This is a genomic window from uncultured Arcanobacterium sp., from assembly GCF_947253055.1.
Taxonomy (GTDB): Bacteria; Actinomycetota; Actinomycetes; order Actinomycetales; family Actinomycetaceae; genus Arcanobacterium_A.
In genome coordinates this window covers 1-18,161 of record NZ_CAMXYE010000021.1, presented here as the reverse complement: position 1 = coordinate 18,161, position 18,161 = coordinate 1, and the positions used below count along the sequence as shown (strand labels likewise).

Here is an 18,161-nt window from a genome sequence, read left to right as displayed (position 1 = left end):
GCCTCGATCTTCCTTCTCGCTGGGTACTAGCCACTGCCTTAGAGCGCCTCTGTAAAGTACAACTAAAAGACGTAGATATTTCCCAGGCCGGCACTATCGCCGATTTAATGAAACTCATTATGCAGGATTTCCCTCCCGTTCCTGATTCCGCGCTAGTTTCACCTAGTACTACTGGAGGCTCAGCAAATTCCGGAGCAGAAAACGCTAAATCGACGGCCACCGAAACTGATGCTCTGGCCGCAGCTACCGCGGAACTAGCTAATTTTTTCAATAACTAGCGCCGGCATAGCAAAAACACCCGTAAATTCTCGTGCGCTCAAAATACGCGCAAAATTTCTCCGTATATGAAAAGCAATAGCGGCCGCGAAGGCGCAGACGCCCACAAAGGCGCTATTTTCCTAACCGACGCGATGCAGCCAGCGTACTGGTGCTCCCGCACCTGCATAGCGGAATACTTCTAATTCATCGTCCCAGGCCTGCCCCAAGGCCACATCGAGGAGCCGCCGCAATTCGTTCGCATCCCCGACAGACTGTTCGATAGCTGCACGAATACGATTTTCGGGCACTACCACATTTCCTACTAAATCAGTCTGGGCGTAGAAAATACCTAATCCGGGAGTACAAGACCAGCGCCCACCGTCGGAGATGGGAGTAGCTTCTTCGGTGATTTCAAAACGCAGATGCTCCCAGCCACTCAAGGCCGAAGCTAAAATAGCGCCGGTACCAGCTTCACCTGTCCAAGATAATTCTCCCCGATTCATATTTGGGAGGGCAGGCTGTTTCGTCCACTCAATATAGACTTGGTATCCGAGCACACTAGTAATAGCCCACTCTACGTGCGGTTGCACAGCGGGCGGAACCGAATGAATAAATATGACACCACGGGTGGTGTATTTTTTGCTCACCGTGACCTCCTGCGTTTGGGTGAAATTCCCCTTAACACCTAAACCGGGTCACTTGATTTTAGAATATCGGCAATTAACAAAAAAATCTATTCGCCACACCCTTTTATATGCCGCTTTATATGCCGCGCTCACTCATCTCTTTTAAGGCAGCTTTTCGATATTTGCGCTGTAATCTATCGATGTAAATATGGCCATCGAGATGGTCCACTTCATGCTGAATAAGCCGCGCCCAGATTTCCTCCCCCTCTAGCACCACTTTTTCACCATTAAGATCAATTCCCTCTGCCTTGGCATACCAGGCTCGTTCGCAGGGATACCATAAGCCGGGTACGGAAAGGCAGCCCTCTTCCCCATCTTGATATTCCTCTTCCGAAAGTTCCACTATCACCGGATTTAGAATATAGCCACGTTTCCCTTCGATATTCCACGAAAAAGCCCGGTAGGTCTGCCCAATCTGGTTCGCTGCCAAACCGGCGCGCCCATCTTCATTCACCGTCTCTAAAAGATCTTCTACCAGCTGGTGAATTCCAGGAGTTATTTCTTCAATAGGGCTGCACACCGTGCGCAGCACCGGATCGCCAATTACGCGGATATCTCTATAAGTCATAGCTATATTCTACGGGATTTTCCAAAATATTATTTTTCGAGCCGCTTTTTAGCGACGAATAGTTTTAGCCGAATAATTTTAAAGCTGGGCGCTGCCTAGAATCAGAATAATTTTAGAATCGAAACAATTTGCGAACTAGGCGCTATCTAAAAACTAATGGCTCCTGCGGTTGGATTCGAACCAACGACCGCCCGATTAACAGTCGGGAGCTCTGCCGCTGAGCTACGCAGGATTGGAACTAATTTAGGATACCAAATTTTTGCCGGTAGGCAAATTCTGAACCGCAGCTTAGGTAGACTGTGCTAATCAACACAGGTAAATCTCGAAAAGAACACGCCAGAGAATCCACCTACCGTTGCCTACTATCGCTGCCTACTCCACCCCGCTTAGACCCGCGGCGTCCCGTAAATCTGCTTCTAAATTCCACAAAACTTCTTGATCCTCGGGAGCAGGAGTTGCATCGGCAATTATTTGAGTAAAAAGTGATTCATCTGCATTGCGCCGCACTTGCCCGCGCGCAATTCCCCCGCTCGGCAGTTCAGTAAACTGTTGGAAAACAACTGAGCGATCAATGCGCTCCCGAATCATAAGAATAAGGGTTTCGTCATAGTCGGCAGGAAATTGGAATATGAGTGCCTCTAGCTTTGGATTTACAAAAGTGAGGGTAAGGGTGCGTGATTCACTATCCCATGCCCCCCGCAAGAAATCAGCCCACTCAATGAACTCACATACCTCGGCGCCGATAATTCCCAATTTTTGCGGCCAAGCGGCCAGCCAGAGCTCAGTATCTGCGGCAGTTTCGAGCACCGAGGCAGCGAGCGGCGGCTGAGCGGCAGCAGTATAGATAAAATCCGGTAAAGACGCTCTATGGCGAGTAAACATCTATATCCTTTCCATTCCGGCAGATAGCCCTAGATAAGAGAAATCCGAGTCCAATACTACTATGGCAGCTGCCGGAGGTTCTTTTTCCGCTTGCACCGCCCGGCCGGCAAAAAATCCTAAAGTCATCAGTATTGCTCCTAGCCCACAACCGACTATAAGCGCTTTCCGGCGCGATTTTTGCCGCAGTTCCGCCCATTCAGTATCGGAGATTTCGGACGCATCCTCCGGCATTTCTGGCTTATCTGCCATATTCTTTACTTCTTTCCCTCTTTTTGGAGATATCACGCTACCCCCGGATATCACAATATCTCAAGCACACTACTTACTTTGCACACCGCACGCTATTTCCTGCCCTATAAAGTGCACGCTATTTTCGTACCTTATCAAGCTCTTTATCTAAATCGCCAAGCTGATTTCTAAAAAGAATCCTTTTAGGACAATAAAGTGCGGAGAATCCAAAGACATCGGTAAGACCTCCCCTTATATCTTGATATTTCACCTCTCCGGTAGGTGAAATCCGCTTCTTTGGATTCTCCGCGTATGCTTACTATAGCAAGCAAAACTCGCCAATAAAGCAGTTTTCCACAGAAATTTTTTGCAAAATTAGGCAAATTTCGCGCAGATATTCACCATCTCAATAGCTCCCAAAGCGGCGTCATATCCCTTATTCCCCGCCTTAGTGCCAGCTCGCTCGATAGCTTGCGCAATTGTATCGGTAGTGACCACCCCGAACATCACCGGAATGCCCGATTCCATGCTCACTTGCGCAATTCCTTTTGCCGCCTCATTGCATACGTAATCATAATGCGAAGTGCTGCCCCGAATCACCGCTCCGAGGCAAATTACTGCATCATACTTACCACTTTCCGCCATCTTTTTTGCCAGCAACGGAATCTCGAAAGCTCCCGGCACCCAGGCAATCTCCACATCCGCTTCTGCCACCCCATGCCGGCGTAATCCGTCAAGCGCTCCTTCTAAGAGCCGCGCAGTAATAAAATCATTGAATCGAGAGACGACGATGCCAAATTTCTTTCCATTCGCCGTATAGTCTCCTTCGTATACCTGCATAATTTTCCTTTCCACTTTATTTATAAGCAATTTCTTTATAAACAGATTTCTTATAGAGCATCGAGAATATGCCCCATTTTTTCTTTTTTAGTACGAAGATAATTTTCATCTGCACTGGTAGGCGGAATTTCAATAGGTACCCGCTCCACAATATCCATACCGAATTCTTGGAGCTGATATACCTTATCGGGATTATTGGTAAGTAAACGTAAAGTTTTAATCCCTAAATCTTGCAAAATTTGTGCCCCGATATAATACTCTCGAGCATCTCCCGGCAGTCCGAGTGCCAAATTAGCTTCTAAAGTATCCATACCTTCTTCTTGCAGCTTATAGGCGCGCAGTTTATTAATTAAACCAATTCCGCGCCCTTCTTGATGCATATAAAGCAAAACTCCCCGGCCGGCCGTTTCAATAGCGCGCAAAGCACTGTGCAGTTGTTCTCCACAATCACAGCGCAAAGAAGAGAAAGTATCGCCGGTGAGGCACTCAGAATGAACTCTGCACAGCACCTCTTCCCCACTACTAATATCTCCTTTTACTAGCGCAATATGGTTTTCTTGATGTAAATGATCAATATAGCCATAGGCAGTAAAATCTCCATAGATAGTAGGTAGATGCACTCCCTCTATCCGCTCCACAAATTTTTCATGTGTCTTTCGATAATGCTGCAAATCGGCAATACTGATAATCGGAATTTGCATCTTCTCCGCCAAAGCGTGCAGTTCGCTCCGTGGCATCATATCGCCGTCTGCGCCAATTATTTCGCAGCAAAGCCCCACTTCTTCACACCCCGCCAAGCGCAGCAAATCTACGGTAGCTTCGGTGTGGCCATTGCGCTCCAGTACCCCATTTTTCTTAGCTACCAGCGGAAACATATGCCCTGGCCGGCGAAAATCTTCTGGACGCGCCGTTTCCGCTACAAATTCTTGCGCCGTCACTGCCCTTTCCCGGCAGGAAATACCGGTACGGGTGGATACGTGATCAATCGAAATAGTAAAAGCAGTGCTGTGATTATCGGTATTGTGCTCCACCATCTGCGGTATTTGCAGTTTTTGCGCATACTTTTCACTGATTGGCATGCAGAGCAACCCTTTACCAATAGTCACCATTTCATTAAGTAATTCAGTAGTAGCGTACTGCGCAGCGGCGATGAAATCCCCCTCGTTTTCTCGCTCTTGATCATCCACCATAATGATGAGCCCACCGGCAACTAGCTGCGCTAAGGCCGCTTCTATCGACGCAAATTTTTCCATCCCTATATCCCTTTTTCGATACCCTAAGCCGATATCCTTTTTTATATTTCCTAAGCCGAAATAATTCCCTTAAAATCCATTTTTCGCTAAAAATTCCGCATCTATTTCCTCATCCACCTGCGAGTGCGCAGTATCGTTCGGCGTAGCGTGCAGCATTTTTTCCACGTATTTTCCTAACACATCGCATTCCACATTCACCCCTCCGCCTAACGGCACTTCCGGTAGATTAGTATGCGCCAAGGTATGCGGTATTACGGCGACGGAGAAAGTACTCTCATCTACTGCACTCACCGTGAGGCTAATTCCGTTGAGAGCAATTGAACCTTTTTCCACTATGTAGCGCAGTAACTGCGGCGCAGCAGCGAATTTATAAATCTGCGCAATTCCATCAGTTTGCCGCGAAAGCAGCTGCGCTACCCCATCTACATGCCCTAATACAATATGCCCATCAAAACGGCCATTAGCTAGGAGCGGACGCTCTAAATTCACTTTATTGCCGATACGTAAATCCCCTAAATTAGAACGCTGCAGACTCTCGTGCATCACATCGCAAGTAAAACCACCACTCGGCAAAGAAGTAGCAGTGAGGCAGACGCCGTTTACTGCTATAGAATCACCAATTTTTAATCCCGCCCCTATTTCTCGGCAGCTGATTAAGAAACGCCGCGCGTTCGCGCCTTCTTCTAACTCGCAAATTTCACCTATTTCCGAAATAATTCCCGTAAACATTAGAGCCTCTTTTCTTCGTTATTAGACGTTACAGAGCTATTGGGAGAAAATAGCGAATCAGCAGTATTTTCGGCCGCCGGGGCGTCAGCAGCTGAGCCAGGTATTTCTCCGGTGAGAAGTAAATCTTTCCCCAATTTTCGACTTTCCAAGTTCTGCAATTTCCAGCTCTCCGCAAGTATCGGAAATCCCGCTCCTTCTACTGGAGTCAAGGCAGCGGCTCCACCAATAATTACCGGAGCAATAAATGCATAAACCTTATTTACTAATCCGCTTTCGATAAAAGACCAGTGCACACGGCCGCCGCCTTCTACAAAAACTGAATCAATTTTTTGGGCAGCTAGTTTCTCCAATAAAGGGGCAATAGCTATTTGCCCATCCACCAACTCCGTCTGCAGAATCTGCACCCCTTTTGCTTCTAAGAGCTGCGCTTTTTCTGCGCGTGCCGCCTGAGCTGCCTTAGTGCCCAGAGCTACACTGGGAGACCGATTTGCACTAGCACCCTGAACTGCATTAGGGAGCGGCGCCGCCGATTTCTCGGCCAGGGGGGAAAGAAAATCAGTGGCAATAATAGTGGGAATTTCGCCGGCAGTTTCCACTAGCTTAGCTTGGGGAGAAATGCGCAGCTGGGAATCTAATACAATGCGCACCGGCTGGCTAGCGCCGGTAAAACGCGCGGTTAAGAGAGGATCATCAGCTTGCGCAGTACCTCTCCCGATCAGCACTGCTTTATATTTGTGCCGCAGCCGATGACCATAGCTGCGAGCTTCAGCTCCGGTAATCCATTGCGAATCACCGCGGCAAGTGGCGATTTTTCCATCTAAGCTCATCGCGTACTTAAGCGCCACATAGGGAAGACCGGTGGTAATGTAATGAAAAAATATCGGATTGAGCTTATCGCATTCGCCGCGCAGAAAGTCAGCTGTAACCGCAATTCCAGCTGCGGTGAGTTCCGCCTGCCCTTTTCCGGAGACGAGCGGATTCGGATCGCGAGAACCTATTACCACCCGCGTAATTCCTGCTTTTTTAATTGCTTCCGTACAGGGCGGTTGCTTACCTTGATGGCAGCAAGGCTCCAAAGTGCAATACAGAGTAGCTCCCCGGGCATTCGCTCCGGCCGCGGCGATTGCGCGCACTTCGGCGTGCTCTGCTCCGTATTTTTGATGACAAGCGGCCGCTAACACCTGCCCATCTTTTACAATTACTGCTCCCACTAAGGGATTAGGAGATACAAAGCCGGTACCTTCCCCCGCAATGCTTATGGCTTGGCGCATAAAAGCAGCATCATCCCGTTGCTGAGCTGCTATCTCAGTAGAAGATATACGCACCGGCTGCCTTTCTCGTATAAAAAATGCCCCAATCTTCGGGGCACTATTCAACGCCAGCATATAGCTGACTCGGCAAGCCACAGCTTCGCAGCTGCTTCGCTTTCAGAATTTCATCTTCTTTCATCCAGACTTTACGGTCGGCTTCGGAATCACACCGAATCATGCCTTGCGGCGCGTGGGCTATAACCACCGGTCGGGAATCACACCCTGCCCTGAAGATTTTTATTCAGTACCTCAATTCTATACTGCTCAGCCTCGGTATTCAACGCACATATAGAAGCAGCAAAAAATCTCCGACTGCTACTTTTCCCCTCCATATCGCCCATCTAAATATTTTCTTCCAAATAATGAAACACAAATCGCCACATTTGTATCAAAATATGAAATAGATAGCGCTGATGTGGAATCTATAAAAGGCGCCCGCTATATTAAAAGATGTCAATGTGGCTTTAGATTTCAAAGGGATACTTTGGTCGCGCAAACACCAAAGTTCCAGCTAGATCCACTAGCAGCTCTAAAAAGCACGTTTTATTCCACGCCGAGACTTCGGAGGGCTCGTGAAAAAAATCGGCATCGTAATGGGGTCAGATTCTGACCTCCCAATTATCGAAAAAGCAATCAAATATTTGCAGGAAGTAGGTGCTGATTTTACAGTCAATGTATATTCCGCGCATCGCACTCCTGATGAAGCGATAGCTTTCGCGCGCAATGCGAAAAATAATGGTTACGGGGTACTTATTGGTGCAGCGGGTATGGCCGCCCATCTCGCCGGCGTCCTCGCGGCCAATACCACTCTGCCGGTGATTGGCATTCCCTGTAAAGCGAAAGCTCTGGAAGGGATGGACGCCCTCTTGGCCACGGTAATGATGCCTCCGGGAATACCGGTGGCCACGGTAGGTATAGACGGCGCCAAAAATGCCGCTATTCTCGCTTGTGAAATTATTGCCCTTACCGATACGGATTTAGCGGCGCGTTTAGAAGAACAACGCCACACCAATACGCAGGCAATTTTGGAAAAGAACGCCCGAATTAACGCCGAGTATTCCTCGCACTGATTGCCCACTACTAATCAAATTTTTTCACACCAAATTTTAACCACTTAGATTTTTAATCACTTAGATTTTTAACCATCCCAAACACAAATCACTAACTCAAAGGAGTAAGTATGGAAAAGAAGCTCGTCTATAAAGGAAAGACCAAAGATCTCTTTGCTCTTCCGAATGGCAATTTCGAGCTGAAATTTAAGGACGACGTGACCGGAAAAGACGGCAAGTTCGATCCTGGGGAAAATCAAGTAGGGCTTTCCATCGCGGGGGTGGGAGATATTAACCTCAAGATGACCACCTACTTTTTCGAAATTTTAAAAGAAAAAGGTATCAAGACGCACTGGGTGGCTTCCGATATGGAAAACACCACCATGGAAGTACTCCCCTGTACCGTCTTTGGTAAAGGGCTGGAAGTAATCTGCCGCTATAAAGCAGTCGGCTCTTTCTATCGGCGCTACAGCGAATACTGTGAGCTGGGGCAGGATCTTCCCGCTTATGTGGAAATGACCTTTAAGAATGACGAAAAAGGCGATCCGCTCGTCACCAAAGACGCCCTCGTAGATTTAGGGGTAATGAGCGATGAACAGTACGATGCCACTAAAGCAGCTACGCAGGAAATTACGGCGGTAGTGGCAGAAGAAATGACTAAGCGCGGCCTGGATCTCTACGATATTAAATTCGAATTCGGCTACGATGCGGAAGGCGAAGTAATCCTAATTGATGAAATTGCCTCCGGAAATATGCGCGTATATCGCGATGGCGAATATGTGGAACCACTAGAGCTAAATAAGCTCTTTTTCAATTTATAAAATTACCTGCGGGAGGTCGGCGCAGCTAGAACGCGTGCGACCTCCCGCTCGCAAGCGTGCTTCTAAATAGAACCGCTTGCCAATACTAATAACAATAAATATCGGAAATCTGCACGCATATGCGCAAAGATACAAACTGAAAGAATATCTGTGGGTGGATTTTTTGCACTGACCTCTCGCCGGCAAATTAGCGAAGACATCTTTTTCGGCACTGATTACCATAGCCACTTAGGCAACTACCGCGCTGGGCTAGCTCTCTGGGATAAACAGCTCGGTTTCCAACGGGAAATTCACAGTATTCAAAAGGATTCTTTCCGCTCTCGTTTCTCCGATTTTCTTTCCGAAGCGCGCGGTACTGCCGGTATTGGTTGTATTGCTGACGATGCCCCTTCTCCCCTCATTATTTCTTCTCACCTCGGGGTATACGCTATTTGTTTTGTCGGAGTAGTCAATAATCTCTGCGAACTGCGCGATGAACTTCTGAATAGTAAAGGCATTCATTTTAATGCCCAAAGTGCAGCGCGCATCAACCCAACTGAGCTCATAGCGGCACTTATAAATACGCAGACAGATTTTGCCACCGGAATCAAGTATGCCCAAGAATGCATTGTTGGCACCTGTAATTTAGTGCTAATGCAGGAAGATGGCACACTAATTGCCGCCCGCGATCGCCTAGGGCGGCTGCCGATAATTATTGGTAAAGACGAAGATGGCTATGCCCTCTCAGTGGAGTCGTTTGCTTTTGAAAAACTCAACTACACCTACTGCTATGAACTGGGGCCGGCGGAAATTGTGGAGATTCACCCTGCAGAAATTCGCCAATTAGCTCCGCCGGGCAATGAAATGAAGATGTGCGCCTTTATGTGGAACTACTACGGCTACCCCACCTCTACTTATGAGGGGGTAAATGTGGAAATTATGCGCAATAGGAACGGCGAGATCATGGCAGCTAATGAAAAAGATCCAGCCTTTTTCCAAAAACTCGATTATGTATGCGGCGTTCCAGATTCCGGTACTCCCCATGCGCTCGGCTACTCTTTTGCCAGTGGAGTAAAATTTGCGCGCTGCTACATTAAATACACCCCCACTTGGTCGCGTTCTTTTATGCCGCATCTGCAGGGCTCCCGCAATCGAATAGCGAAGATGAAGCAGGTGCCGGTAAAAGAACTAATTGATGGAAAAGATATTCTTTTTGTAGATGACTCGATAGTGCGCGGCACGCAGCTGCGGGAAACGGTAGAGTTCTTAAAAGCCAATGGTGCGAAAGAAGTACATATGCGCTCCGCCTGCCCGCCTATGATGTACTCTTGCCCGTTCTTAAATTTCTCTTCCTCTACTTCCCAGATGGAGCTAATTACTCGGCGCATCATTATGGAATGTGAAGGCGAAGCCGGTTTTTCTCATATTGATGAATACGCCGACACCAATACGGAGCGTGGGCAAAAACTGCGGAAGATTCTAGCGGAGCGCTTCAATTTCGCCACCCTCGAGTTTCAGTCGCTAGAGGGTATTATTAAAGCCATCGGTATAGATCGCAATAAGCTCTGCACCTACTGTTGGAGTGGCGATAAAGCCGATTTCGGAAGTAGCTATAAGGCGAATCCGGCAGTAACGAACTCGGAGCAGGCAGCCAACCCGGCACAGCCAGCAAACCCGGACCAAAAAGAAAAATCCGGCGTTGAGCCTTGCCTTGAGCAAAACTCACAGACCAATCCAAATCTAAAAAATTAAGTAATAGATACCTACGAGCAGAGTGGAAAGAAAATGCGTGATTCTCAGTCACAGAGCTACAAAGCAGCCGGCGTCGATATTGAAGCAGGCTACGAGGCAGTAGAGCGAATCAAGAAGCACATTAAGACTACCCTGCCCGGCGGGATGTCTTTCGACAGTACTGGTTTCGGCGGCATGCTTCCCCTGGCAGTAGCAGGAATGAGCCAACCTTATATTATTTCCGCGACCGACGGAGTGGGCACAAAACTAAAGCTAGCTTTTTTAATGGATAAGCACGATACGGTAGGCATCGATTGTGTGGCAATGTGCGTAAATGACGTACTCTGCGCCGGCGCACTTCCCATCAATTTTCTCGACTATATCGCTTGCGGTAAAAACTTTCCGGAAAAAATAGAAGCTATTGTGCAGGGAGTAAGCGAGGGCTGCCGGCAAGCGAATATTCCGCTCGTAGGTGGGGAAACTGCCGAGATGCCGGGCTTCTATCCAGAAGACGAATACGATTTAGCTGGATTTTGCAACGGTATAGTAGATTTACCAGACGTATTAGATAAAAATACGGTAAATAGTGGCGATGTGCTGATTGGCATTGCCAGCTCTGGGGTACATTCCAACGGTTTTTCTCTGGTGCGAAAAATTTTCGATATCACTACCCGCGCTGGGCTAGAACAGCATTTTCCGGAGTTAGGAGAGCTCAATCTCGGTGAAGTACTGCTAGAGCCCACAAAAATCTATGTGCAAGCAGTTGGGGAACTTCTCCAAGGCAAACTAGTAAAATCTTTAGCTCATATCACGGGCGGCGGTTTCTATGAAAATATCCCCCGCTCCCTGCCGAGTGGCTGCGGAGTCGTAATAGATAAGAGCGCTTGGGAGATACTGCCGATTTTCCGGCTAATTCAGCGTATTGGCAATATCTCCGCGCACGATATGTTTAATACTTTCAATATGGGAATCGGCATGACGGCTATAGCTGCTCCGGAAAATGCCGATACGGTAATAGAGATTTTGGCGGAGCACGGAGAAAAAGCCTTTAGAATTGGTCAGGTAGTGGAATCTTCCCAGCTAATAACTTTTACGAAATAAACTTAATTAGCAAGGTAAGTATCTGGTTGAGCAATGGAGTGGTAGCAGGTTAGAAATATGGAAGTAGCGAGCGAGCGGCAGAAAGCGAAGAAAAAAGCGCGCTTAGCGGTGCTTATTTCCGGCGGCGGCACCAATCTGCAAGCCATTATAGATGGCGTAGAATCTGGCGCGCTTCCCCACGTGGAGATAGCTCTAGTAGTGAGTAATAAGGCAACAGCCTACGGCCTAAAACGCGCCCAAGCGGCTGGAATTCCTAGCGCCGTAATAGCCAGCCAAAAATATAGCACCAAAGCAAGCCAAGAAGCTGCTCTGCTCCAGCTCCTGCGCGCGCAAGATATTGATCTAGTAGCACTAGCTGGATTTTTATCTATCCTCAGCGCCGATTTCATCTCCCACTGCCCCGCCCCAATCGTAAATATCCACCCCTCCCTTATACCCGCTTTTTCTGGCCCTGGATTTTACGGCCGGCGGGTACACGAGGCCGCTCTGGCCGCGGGAGTGAAAGTATCGGGCGCTACCGTGCACTTAGTAAATGAAGTTTGCGACGGCGGGCAGATTCTCGCGCAAGAAACTGTGCGCGTACAGGAATCCGATACTCCCGATACCTTACAGCAAAAAATTCTCCACGAGGTCGAGCATGTAATTTTTCCGCGCGTTATCGAGCAGCTCAGTAAAGAGATCACTGGGCAAAGTTCCCCGCATTTCTTAACGCTCAGCGCCTCCTCGTCTAACTCTTCTCCCTCCAGCACCTCCAGTCCCTCCCCGAATTAACCCACCACACTAAGCAATAAACCAGCCCAAACACCTAGAAAAAGAAAGAGAAAATATGGCTCTGCAGCAACTTACGGAATATCTTGGCGCAAAATCTTATCCCGGGCGCACCTTGGCAATAGCCAGCGATCCGAGCGGCAGCAGCGCCACAATTATTTACTTCATTATGGGGCGCTCCGCCAATAGCCAGAACCGTATTTTTGTGCAGGAGGGAGAGAGCGTAGCCACCCAGGCTTTCGACGAATCGAAAGTCGAAGATCCGCGTCTAATTATCTATCCGGTCTACAAACGCTACGGAGATACGCATATCGTCACCAATGGTGATCAGACTGCTACCATCTACCAGGCTCTTCATTCTGGTATTTCCCCCGCCCAAGCCTTATTGCAGCGCGAATGTGAACCAGATGCACCTAATTTTACTCCCCGTATTTCTTTAACTACTGACCCCCAAGGATACGGATTGAATATCATTAAAGCCGCCACCAAAGATGGGGGAAAATCCCTACATTTCGATTATCGATTTCCTTATCTGCCTGGTCTTGGCCACTGTATCCATACTTATATCGACGACGGTAATCCCCTGCCGAGCTTTTGCGGCGAACCAATCGCTTTCCCGTATACCGCTGACTTAGGAGAAAAAGTTTGGAAAGCCATTAATCCGGATTATCGAATATCGCTTTTGGAATGTGTATTAGATCTGCACACTTGGGAAATGCAAAGTATACGAATTTTTAACCGCCACACCGGAGATTAGTACTTTCTCCTCCCGGTAAACTCGCTAGAAAAACTGCCAAAAATTGCCAATAGAAAAGAGAAGTTAAGAATATGAAGTCTTTAGCTCTGAAATACGGGAATAATCCTCATCAACAGCCCGCCTATATCGATATGCCAGATGGCAATGATTTACCTTTAACGGTACGCAACGGGCGGCCGGGATATATTAATCTATTAGATGCGCTGAATTCTTGGCAGTTGGTGCGCGAGCTACGCACCGCCACCGGGCAAGCCTGCGCTGCTTCTTTCAAACACGTTTCTCCCACTTCCGCCGCAGTAGGCAAACCGCTTTCCCCAGAGTTGAAAAAGGCAGTTTTCGTAGATGATATAGCTGGTTTAGACGATTCTCCGCTCGCTTGTGCCTATGCGCGGGCCCGCGGCACCGACCGGCTCTGCTCTTTCGGGGATTTTATTGCACTTTCAGATATTTGCGATGTGACTACTGCGCAACTAATTCGCCGCGAAGTTTCAGATGGCGTGATCGCCCCCGGCTACGACCCAGCCGCTTTAGAAATTTTACGAGCGAAACGTGGAGGGAATTATACTGTCTTAGAAATTGACCCTGCCTACACTCCGGGTGCAGAAGAAATAAAGACGGTATTTGGAATCCACTTCCATCAAGGGCGGAATGACCGGCAGATTGACGAATCTTTATTACAAGAGGTAGTGACGAAAAATAAGAATTTGCCTCCGCAAGCCCGCTTAGATTTAATTATTGGCCTAATTACTTTGAAATATACGCAATCTAATTCAGTGTGTTTTTCCTATGATGGGCAAGCCATCGGCGTAGGAGCCGGCCAACAGTCTCGTATCCACTGCACTCGTTTAGCAGCTGGGAAAGCCGATACGTGGTTTCTTCGCCAGCATCCGCTAGTACTTGCCTTACCGTTCCGCGCTGAACTCCACCGCGCCGAGCGCGATAATCTGATTGACGGCTATATTAATCAGAATGAAGAAGATGTATGCGCTGAAGGCACCTGGCAGCGGTATTTTACGAGCCGTCCCACCCCGCTGAGTGCGGAGATGAAGGCAGAATACCTCGAAAAAATTACCGGCGTGAGCCTCACTTCGGATGCTTTTTTCCCGTTTTCCGACAACATTAAGCGCGCAGCTAAAAGCGGTGTATCTTATGTGGCGCAACCGGGCGGCTCGATTCGAGACGATGCGGTAATTGCCGAATGTGATAAGCATGGAATAGTGATGGCCTTCAACCATCTACGACTTTTCCATCACTGAGTTTTAGTTACCAGAAATTTCCATACGCACAAAGAAAGAAAATAGCTATGAAACTGAGCATTATTGGCAGCGGCGGGCGAGAATATGCAATCGCCCAAAAACTTTTAGCAGATAATCCCCAGCTGGAGCTGCACATATTGCCCGGAAATGCCGCGATGGAAGATTTTGCCTATATCCATCCGGAAATTACGGCAGAAGATATCGACGGGGTGCGCGAATTTTGCCAGAAAGAAAAAATTGATTTCTGCGTGGTCACCCCCGATAACCCGCTAGTGCTCGGTATGGTAGATGCTCTCGAAGAAGTGGGAATTCCCTGCTTTGGGCCTCGCCGTGCCGGAGCGATGCTGGAAGGCTCCAAGAGCTTCGCTAAAGAGTTCATGATGCGCCACGGTATTCCTACCGCTAAATACCAGCATTTTACCGATTTTTCAGCCGCTTTAGAGTATGCCCGTAATTCCAGTTATCCTTTGGTGATTAAGGCTGATGGGCTAGCACTCGGCAAAGGCGTAGCTATTCCAGATAGTTTCACTGCCGCAGAAGAAATACTGCGCGATTTCATGCTCGGGCAGAAATTTGGGGAATCGTCGCGGCAAGTGGTGATTGAAGAATATCTGACGGGGCCCGAAATTTCGGTACTCAGTTTCTGTGACGGTAAAACAATTAAACCCTTGGTATCTTCTATGGATCATAAACGGATTTATGACGGCGATAAAGGGCCGAATACTGGCGGTATGGGAGTGATCGCCCCTAATCCCGTATTTAGCGCTGCGGTGGCAAAAGAGTTTCAAGAAAAAATCATGCTCCCTACGCTGGCCGGATTGCAGGCAGAGAATATTGATTTCCGGGGGTGCCTCTATTTTGGCCTGATGCTCACCGCTTCCGGGTTAAAAGTAATTGAGTACAATGCGCGCTTCGGCGATCCGGAGACGCAAGTAGTACTCCCCTTACTCCGTGGAAATCTTTTGGAAATTTTCCAGGCGGTAGCTCGTGGAGAACTAGAAAAAGTAAAAGTAGAATCCACCTCCCAGCATGCCGCCTGCGTAGTAATGGCGGCAGCGGGCTATCCAGGGCCGGTAGAGAAAGGGCAAGAAATCACCTATCCTCCAGAAGTACTCCCCTATCTAGTATTTGCCGGAGTAAAGCGCAGTACGGCCGGCACCCTGTTGAGTAACGGCGGGCGCGTAATTAATGTATTAGGATACGGCGATTCTTTAGCAGCAGCACTGAATAAAGCCTATGAAAATGTAGAAAAAGTAAAGTTCGGCTCGTGCCAGTTCCGCCGGGATATTGGCAAACGGGCTCTGGAAATTGAGGCAGGAAAATGATTTACCGAATTTATGTAGAAGCAAAAGCAGAAACTAATCCGGCCGCCGCCTCTTTAGCTGGCGAACTGCGGGAATTCTTAGGAATTCACAATTTAACGGGTTTGCGCATTATTAATCGTTACGATGTGGAGGGAGTGAGCAGCGAAGTATTCCAATCCGCAGTTACTAATGTATTTGCCCAGCCCCCACTCGATAATTACTTTAGTGAATTAAAGATTCCTGCTAATACTACCGCTTTCGCCGTCAGCTATCTGCCGGGGCAGTACGATCAGCGGGCAGATTCAGCTGCGATTTGTATTCAGATGCTGGCACAGGTAGATAAACCGCTCGTCAATTATGCCTGCATATATCTGCTGGAAGGCGAGCTCAGTAGCAGAGAAATTGCTGAAATTAAAAAATATTTAATCAATCCGGTAGATTCCCAAGAAGTGGGATTGGAGATGCCGGAGAGCCTAGAGCTGCGCACTACTCCCCCCGCTCCTGTACCTATTATTAACGGATTTACCTCTTATGATACGGCGCGTTTAGAAAAATACTTAGCAGATAATTCTTGCGCGATGGATTTAGCAGATTTGCAGTTAGTGCAGAGCTATTTCCAATCGGTGCAGCGCGATCCGAGCGAAACCGAATTAAAAGTAATTGATACCTATTGGTCTGACCACTGCCGGCATACTACCTTTAATACTGCTCTGCGTCAGGTAGAAATTGCAGATGCCCGAGTGCAGGCCACCTACGATTCTTATCTGAAAATTAAGGAAGAGATTAATCCCGACCGCCCCGTCACTCTTATGAGTATGGCAACTATGGCGATGAAGCAATTGCGGCGGGAAGGGAAATTGGAGCAGCTTGATATTTCGGAAGAAATTAATGCTTGCACTATAAAAGTAGCGGTAGACGTAGATGGGAAAAACGAAGATTGGCTACTCCTTTTCAAAAACGAAACTCATAATCATCCCACTGAAATTGAACCTTTTGGTGGTGCGGCTACCTGTATTGGCGGAGCAATTCGCGATCCACTTTCCGGGCGTTCCTATGTATATGCGGCTATGCGCGTCACCGGCGCAGCTGATCCGCTCGCGAGCCGGGAAGATACTCTGCCCGGAAAATTGCCGCAGCGAAAAATCGTAACTACCGCTGCCGATGGTTATTCTTCTTATGGTAATCAAATAGGTTTGGCTACTTCATTTATTGATGAAGTCTATGACCCCTCTTATGCCGCAAAGCGCCTGGAAATCGGGGCCGTTTTAGGAGCGGTACGGCAAGCAGATATTAAACGCGAGACTCCCGCTCCGGGCGATATCGTAGTCCTAGTAGGCGGAGCTACTGGCCGGGATGGCATCGGCGGAGCTACTGGATCTTCGCGCGCACATAATTTAGATTCTGTATCGGAATGCGGAGCACAGGTGCAAAAAGGTAATGCTCCAGAAGAGCGAAAATTGCAGCGACTTTTCCGCCGGCCGGAAGTGACGCGCCTCGTAAAGAAATGTAATGATTTCGGTGCGGGCGGCGTCTGTGTAGCGGTAGGAGAATTAGCTGCGGGTCTCGATATCCATTTAGATGCGGTTTATAAGAAATATGAGGGGTTGAATGCTACCGAAATTGCGGTGAGTGAATCTCAAGAACGCATGGCGCTAGTAATCGCCAAAAAAGATTTAGCGGAGTTGGCAAAATACTGCGCAGACGAAAATCTGCGCTATGCGGTGGTGGCCGATGTGACGGCAGCACCAATACTAAGAATGAGCTATCAGGGGCAAGAAGTAGTGAATATTGAACGCTCTTTCCTCGATACAAATGGTGCTCCGAAGCAGATAGATGTGAAAGTAGCTGAACCGAAAGAAGCTACGCAGGCAGAGGTAAATACCGCAGAAATATCTGCGCATGCAGATTGGCGCAGCCGCTTAGCCGATATGCTTACAGATTTGAATCACTGCGCGAAAGAAGGCCTAATTCAACAATTTGATTCCACTATTGGAGCGGGCACCGTGCTCATGCCTTTAGGAGGAAAACTCCAAAAGACGCCTATCCAAGCTATGGTGCATAAATTCCCAGTATTGGGAGCAGAAACTACTACTTGCTCCGTCATGGCTTATGGTTTCAATCCCACTATCAGTAAAGCTGACCCCTACCGCGGCGCTTATGAAGCCGTAATAGATTCAGTAGCGAAAGTAGTAGCAGCAGGAGGAGATCCCGCACAAATACACTTAAGCTTCCAAGAGTACTTCCCCGCTCTCCAAGCAGATCCGCAAAAATGGGGTCTGCCTTTCGCTTCACTTATGGGAGCCTTTCAAGCCCAGCTAGATTTAGAGATGGCCGCAATTGGCGGAAAAGATTCTATGAGCGGCACTTTTGAGAATTTAGAAGTGATTCCTACTCTGGTATCTTTTGCCGTCACCTTAGCCCAACTCGATCAGGTGATTTCCCCGGAGCTGAAAGCAGCAGGCGGAAAATTATTAATCGCCGCCCCGCGCAAAGGCACCAAACTTTCTAAGGCGTATTTCCTTAAAATAGCTCAGATGCTGGCGAGCGAAAAAATACGGGCTGCCTACTCTTTGACTGGTTCTTCTATTCCTGTCTCTTATACACATCTGACGCTGCCGACGAAACCTTATGGCTGTAGATC

18 protein-coding genes, 1 tRNA gene and 1 riboswitch are annotated in these 18,161 nt (G+C 48.2%); of the genes, 10 read left to right on the top strand and 9 right to left on the bottom strand.

Translation table 11 applies throughout. From position 1 onward, the window contains the following. On the top strand, positions 1 to 278 hold a 278-nt coding region (locus Q0X35_RS02505; RefSeq protein ID WP_297564998.1), incomplete at its 5' end, for a hypothetical protein. Between the two features lie 120 nt (positions 279 to 398). Here Q0X35_RS02505 and Q0X35_RS02500 read toward each other — a convergent pair. The 9 genes from Q0X35_RS02500 to ribD all read right to left on the bottom strand — a co-directional run bounded on the left by Q0X35_RS02500 (position 399) and on the right by ribD (position 6,769). Continuing rightward, positions 399 to 905 carry a DUF3145 domain-containing protein gene (locus Q0X35_RS02500; protein ID WP_297564995.1) on the bottom strand — a complete coding sequence of 169 codons (507 nt, stop codon included), beginning with the start codon at positions 903 to 905 and terminating at the stop codon, positions 399 to 401. Between the two features lie 115 nt (positions 906 to 1,020). After that, positions 1,021 to 1,512, bottom strand: coding sequence for a peptide deformylase (def, locus tag Q0X35_RS02495; protein ID WP_073996506.1), 492 nt, complete (start codon positions 1,510 to 1,512; stop codon positions 1,021 to 1,023). A gap of 157 nt (positions 1,513 to 1,669) precedes the next feature. Continuing rightward, positions 1,670 to 1,744 (bottom strand) — tRNA-Asn (locus Q0X35_RS02490). A gap of 140 nt (positions 1,745 to 1,884) precedes the next feature. Further along, entirely contained in the window at positions 1,885 to 2,394 is a 510-nt protein-coding gene (locus Q0X35_RS02485) for a hypothetical protein (RefSeq protein ID WP_297564991.1), read from the bottom strand. Then, the gene (locus Q0X35_RS02480; protein ID WP_297564989.1) at positions 2,395 to 2,643 is read right to left on the bottom strand and encodes a hypothetical protein; all 249 of its coding nucleotides are present in this window, start codon (positions 2,641 to 2,643) and stop codon (positions 2,395 to 2,397) included. It lies immediately after the preceding gene. A 354-nt stretch (positions 2,644 to 2,997) separates the two neighbouring features. Further along, entirely contained in the window at positions 2,998 to 3,462 is a 465-nt protein-coding gene (ribE, locus tag Q0X35_RS02475) for a 6,7-dimethyl-8-ribityllumazine synthase (protein WP_297564987.1), read from the bottom strand. Between the two features lie 50 nt (positions 3,463 to 3,512). Then, on the bottom strand, positions 3,513 to 4,715 hold the full coding sequence (locus Q0X35_RS02470) for a bifunctional 3,4-dihydroxy-2-butanone-4-phosphate synthase/GTP cyclohydrolase II (RefSeq protein WP_297564985.1): 1,203 nt from the start codon (positions 4,713 to 4,715) through the stop codon (positions 3,513 to 3,515). Positions 4,716 to 4,784: 69 nt separating this feature from the next. Next, entirely contained in the window at positions 4,785 to 5,444 is a 660-nt protein-coding gene (locus Q0X35_RS02465; RefSeq protein ID WP_297564982.1) for a riboflavin synthase, read from the bottom strand. Then, complete coding sequence (gene ribD, locus Q0X35_RS02460; RefSeq protein ID WP_297564980.1) at positions 5,444 to 6,769, bottom strand: bifunctional diaminohydroxyphosphoribosylaminopyrimidine deaminase/5-amino-6-(5-phosphoribosylamino)uracil reductase RibD; 1,326 nt, start codon at positions 6,767 to 6,769, stop codon at positions 5,444 to 5,446. Before ribD ends, Q0X35_RS02465 begins: the two co-directional genes overlap by 1 nt. 108 nt (positions 6,770 to 6,877) lie before the next feature. After that, a riboswitch (FMN riboswitch) is annotated at positions 6,878 to 6,993 on the bottom strand. 333 nt (positions 6,994 to 7,326) lie between these two features. Between ribD and purE the strand changes: the two genes are divergently transcribed. The 9 genes from purE to Q0X35_RS02415 all read left to right on the top strand — a co-directional run. Next, positions 7,327 to 7,824, top strand: a complete 498-nt coding sequence (gene purE, locus Q0X35_RS02455; RefSeq protein ID WP_297564977.1) for a 5-(carboxyamino)imidazole ribonucleotide mutase — start codon at positions 7,327 to 7,329, stop codon at positions 7,822 to 7,824. Between the two features lie 110 nt (positions 7,825 to 7,934). Continuing rightward, positions 7,935 to 8,624: a phosphoribosylaminoimidazolesuccinocarboxamide synthase gene (locus Q0X35_RS02450; RefSeq protein WP_297564974.1), complete on the top strand. Its 690-nt coding sequence runs from the start codon at positions 7,935 to 7,937 to the stop codon at positions 8,622 to 8,624. A 150-nt stretch (positions 8,625 to 8,774) separates the two neighbouring features. After that, positions 8,775 to 10,355 carry an amidophosphoribosyltransferase gene (locus Q0X35_RS02445; protein ID WP_297564971.1) on the top strand — a complete coding sequence of 527 codons (1,581 nt, stop codon included), beginning with the start codon at positions 8,775 to 8,777 and terminating at the stop codon, positions 10,353 to 10,355. A gap of 33 nt (positions 10,356 to 10,388) precedes the next feature. Further along, positions 10,389 to 11,435, top strand: a complete 1,047-nt coding sequence (gene purM, locus Q0X35_RS02440) for a phosphoribosylformylglycinamidine cyclo-ligase (protein ID WP_297564968.1) — start codon at positions 10,389 to 10,391, stop codon at positions 11,433 to 11,435. Positions 11,436 to 11,492: 57 nt separating this feature from the next. After that, on the top strand, positions 11,493 to 12,206 hold the full coding sequence (purN, locus tag Q0X35_RS02435) for a phosphoribosylglycinamide formyltransferase (RefSeq protein ID WP_297564966.1): 714 nt from the start codon (positions 11,493 to 11,495) through the stop codon (positions 12,204 to 12,206). A 55-nt stretch (positions 12,207 to 12,261) separates the two neighbouring features. Continuing rightward, a complete protein-coding gene (locus Q0X35_RS02430; RefSeq protein ID WP_297564964.1) occupies positions 12,262 to 12,960 on the top strand; it encodes an IMP cyclohydrolase in 699 nt (232 codons plus the stop codon). 71 nt (positions 12,961 to 13,031) lie between these two features. After that, positions 13,032 to 14,216, top strand: a complete 1,185-nt coding sequence (locus Q0X35_RS02425) for a phosphoribosylaminoimidazolecarboxamide formyltransferase (protein ID WP_297564962.1) — start codon at positions 13,032 to 13,034, stop codon at positions 14,214 to 14,216. Positions 14,217 to 14,263: 47 nt separating this feature from the next. Beyond that, positions 14,264 to 15,541 carry a phosphoribosylamine--glycine ligase gene (gene purD, locus Q0X35_RS02420; RefSeq protein ID WP_297564960.1) on the top strand — a complete coding sequence of 426 codons (1,278 nt, stop codon included), beginning with the start codon at positions 14,264 to 14,266 and terminating at the stop codon, positions 15,539 to 15,541. Next, a partial coding sequence (locus Q0X35_RS02415) for a phosphoribosylformylglycinamidine synthase (RefSeq protein ID WP_297564959.1) occupies positions 15,538 to 18,161 on the top strand: 2,624 nt, incomplete at its 3' end. The genes purD and Q0X35_RS02415, both read left to right, overlap by 4 nt.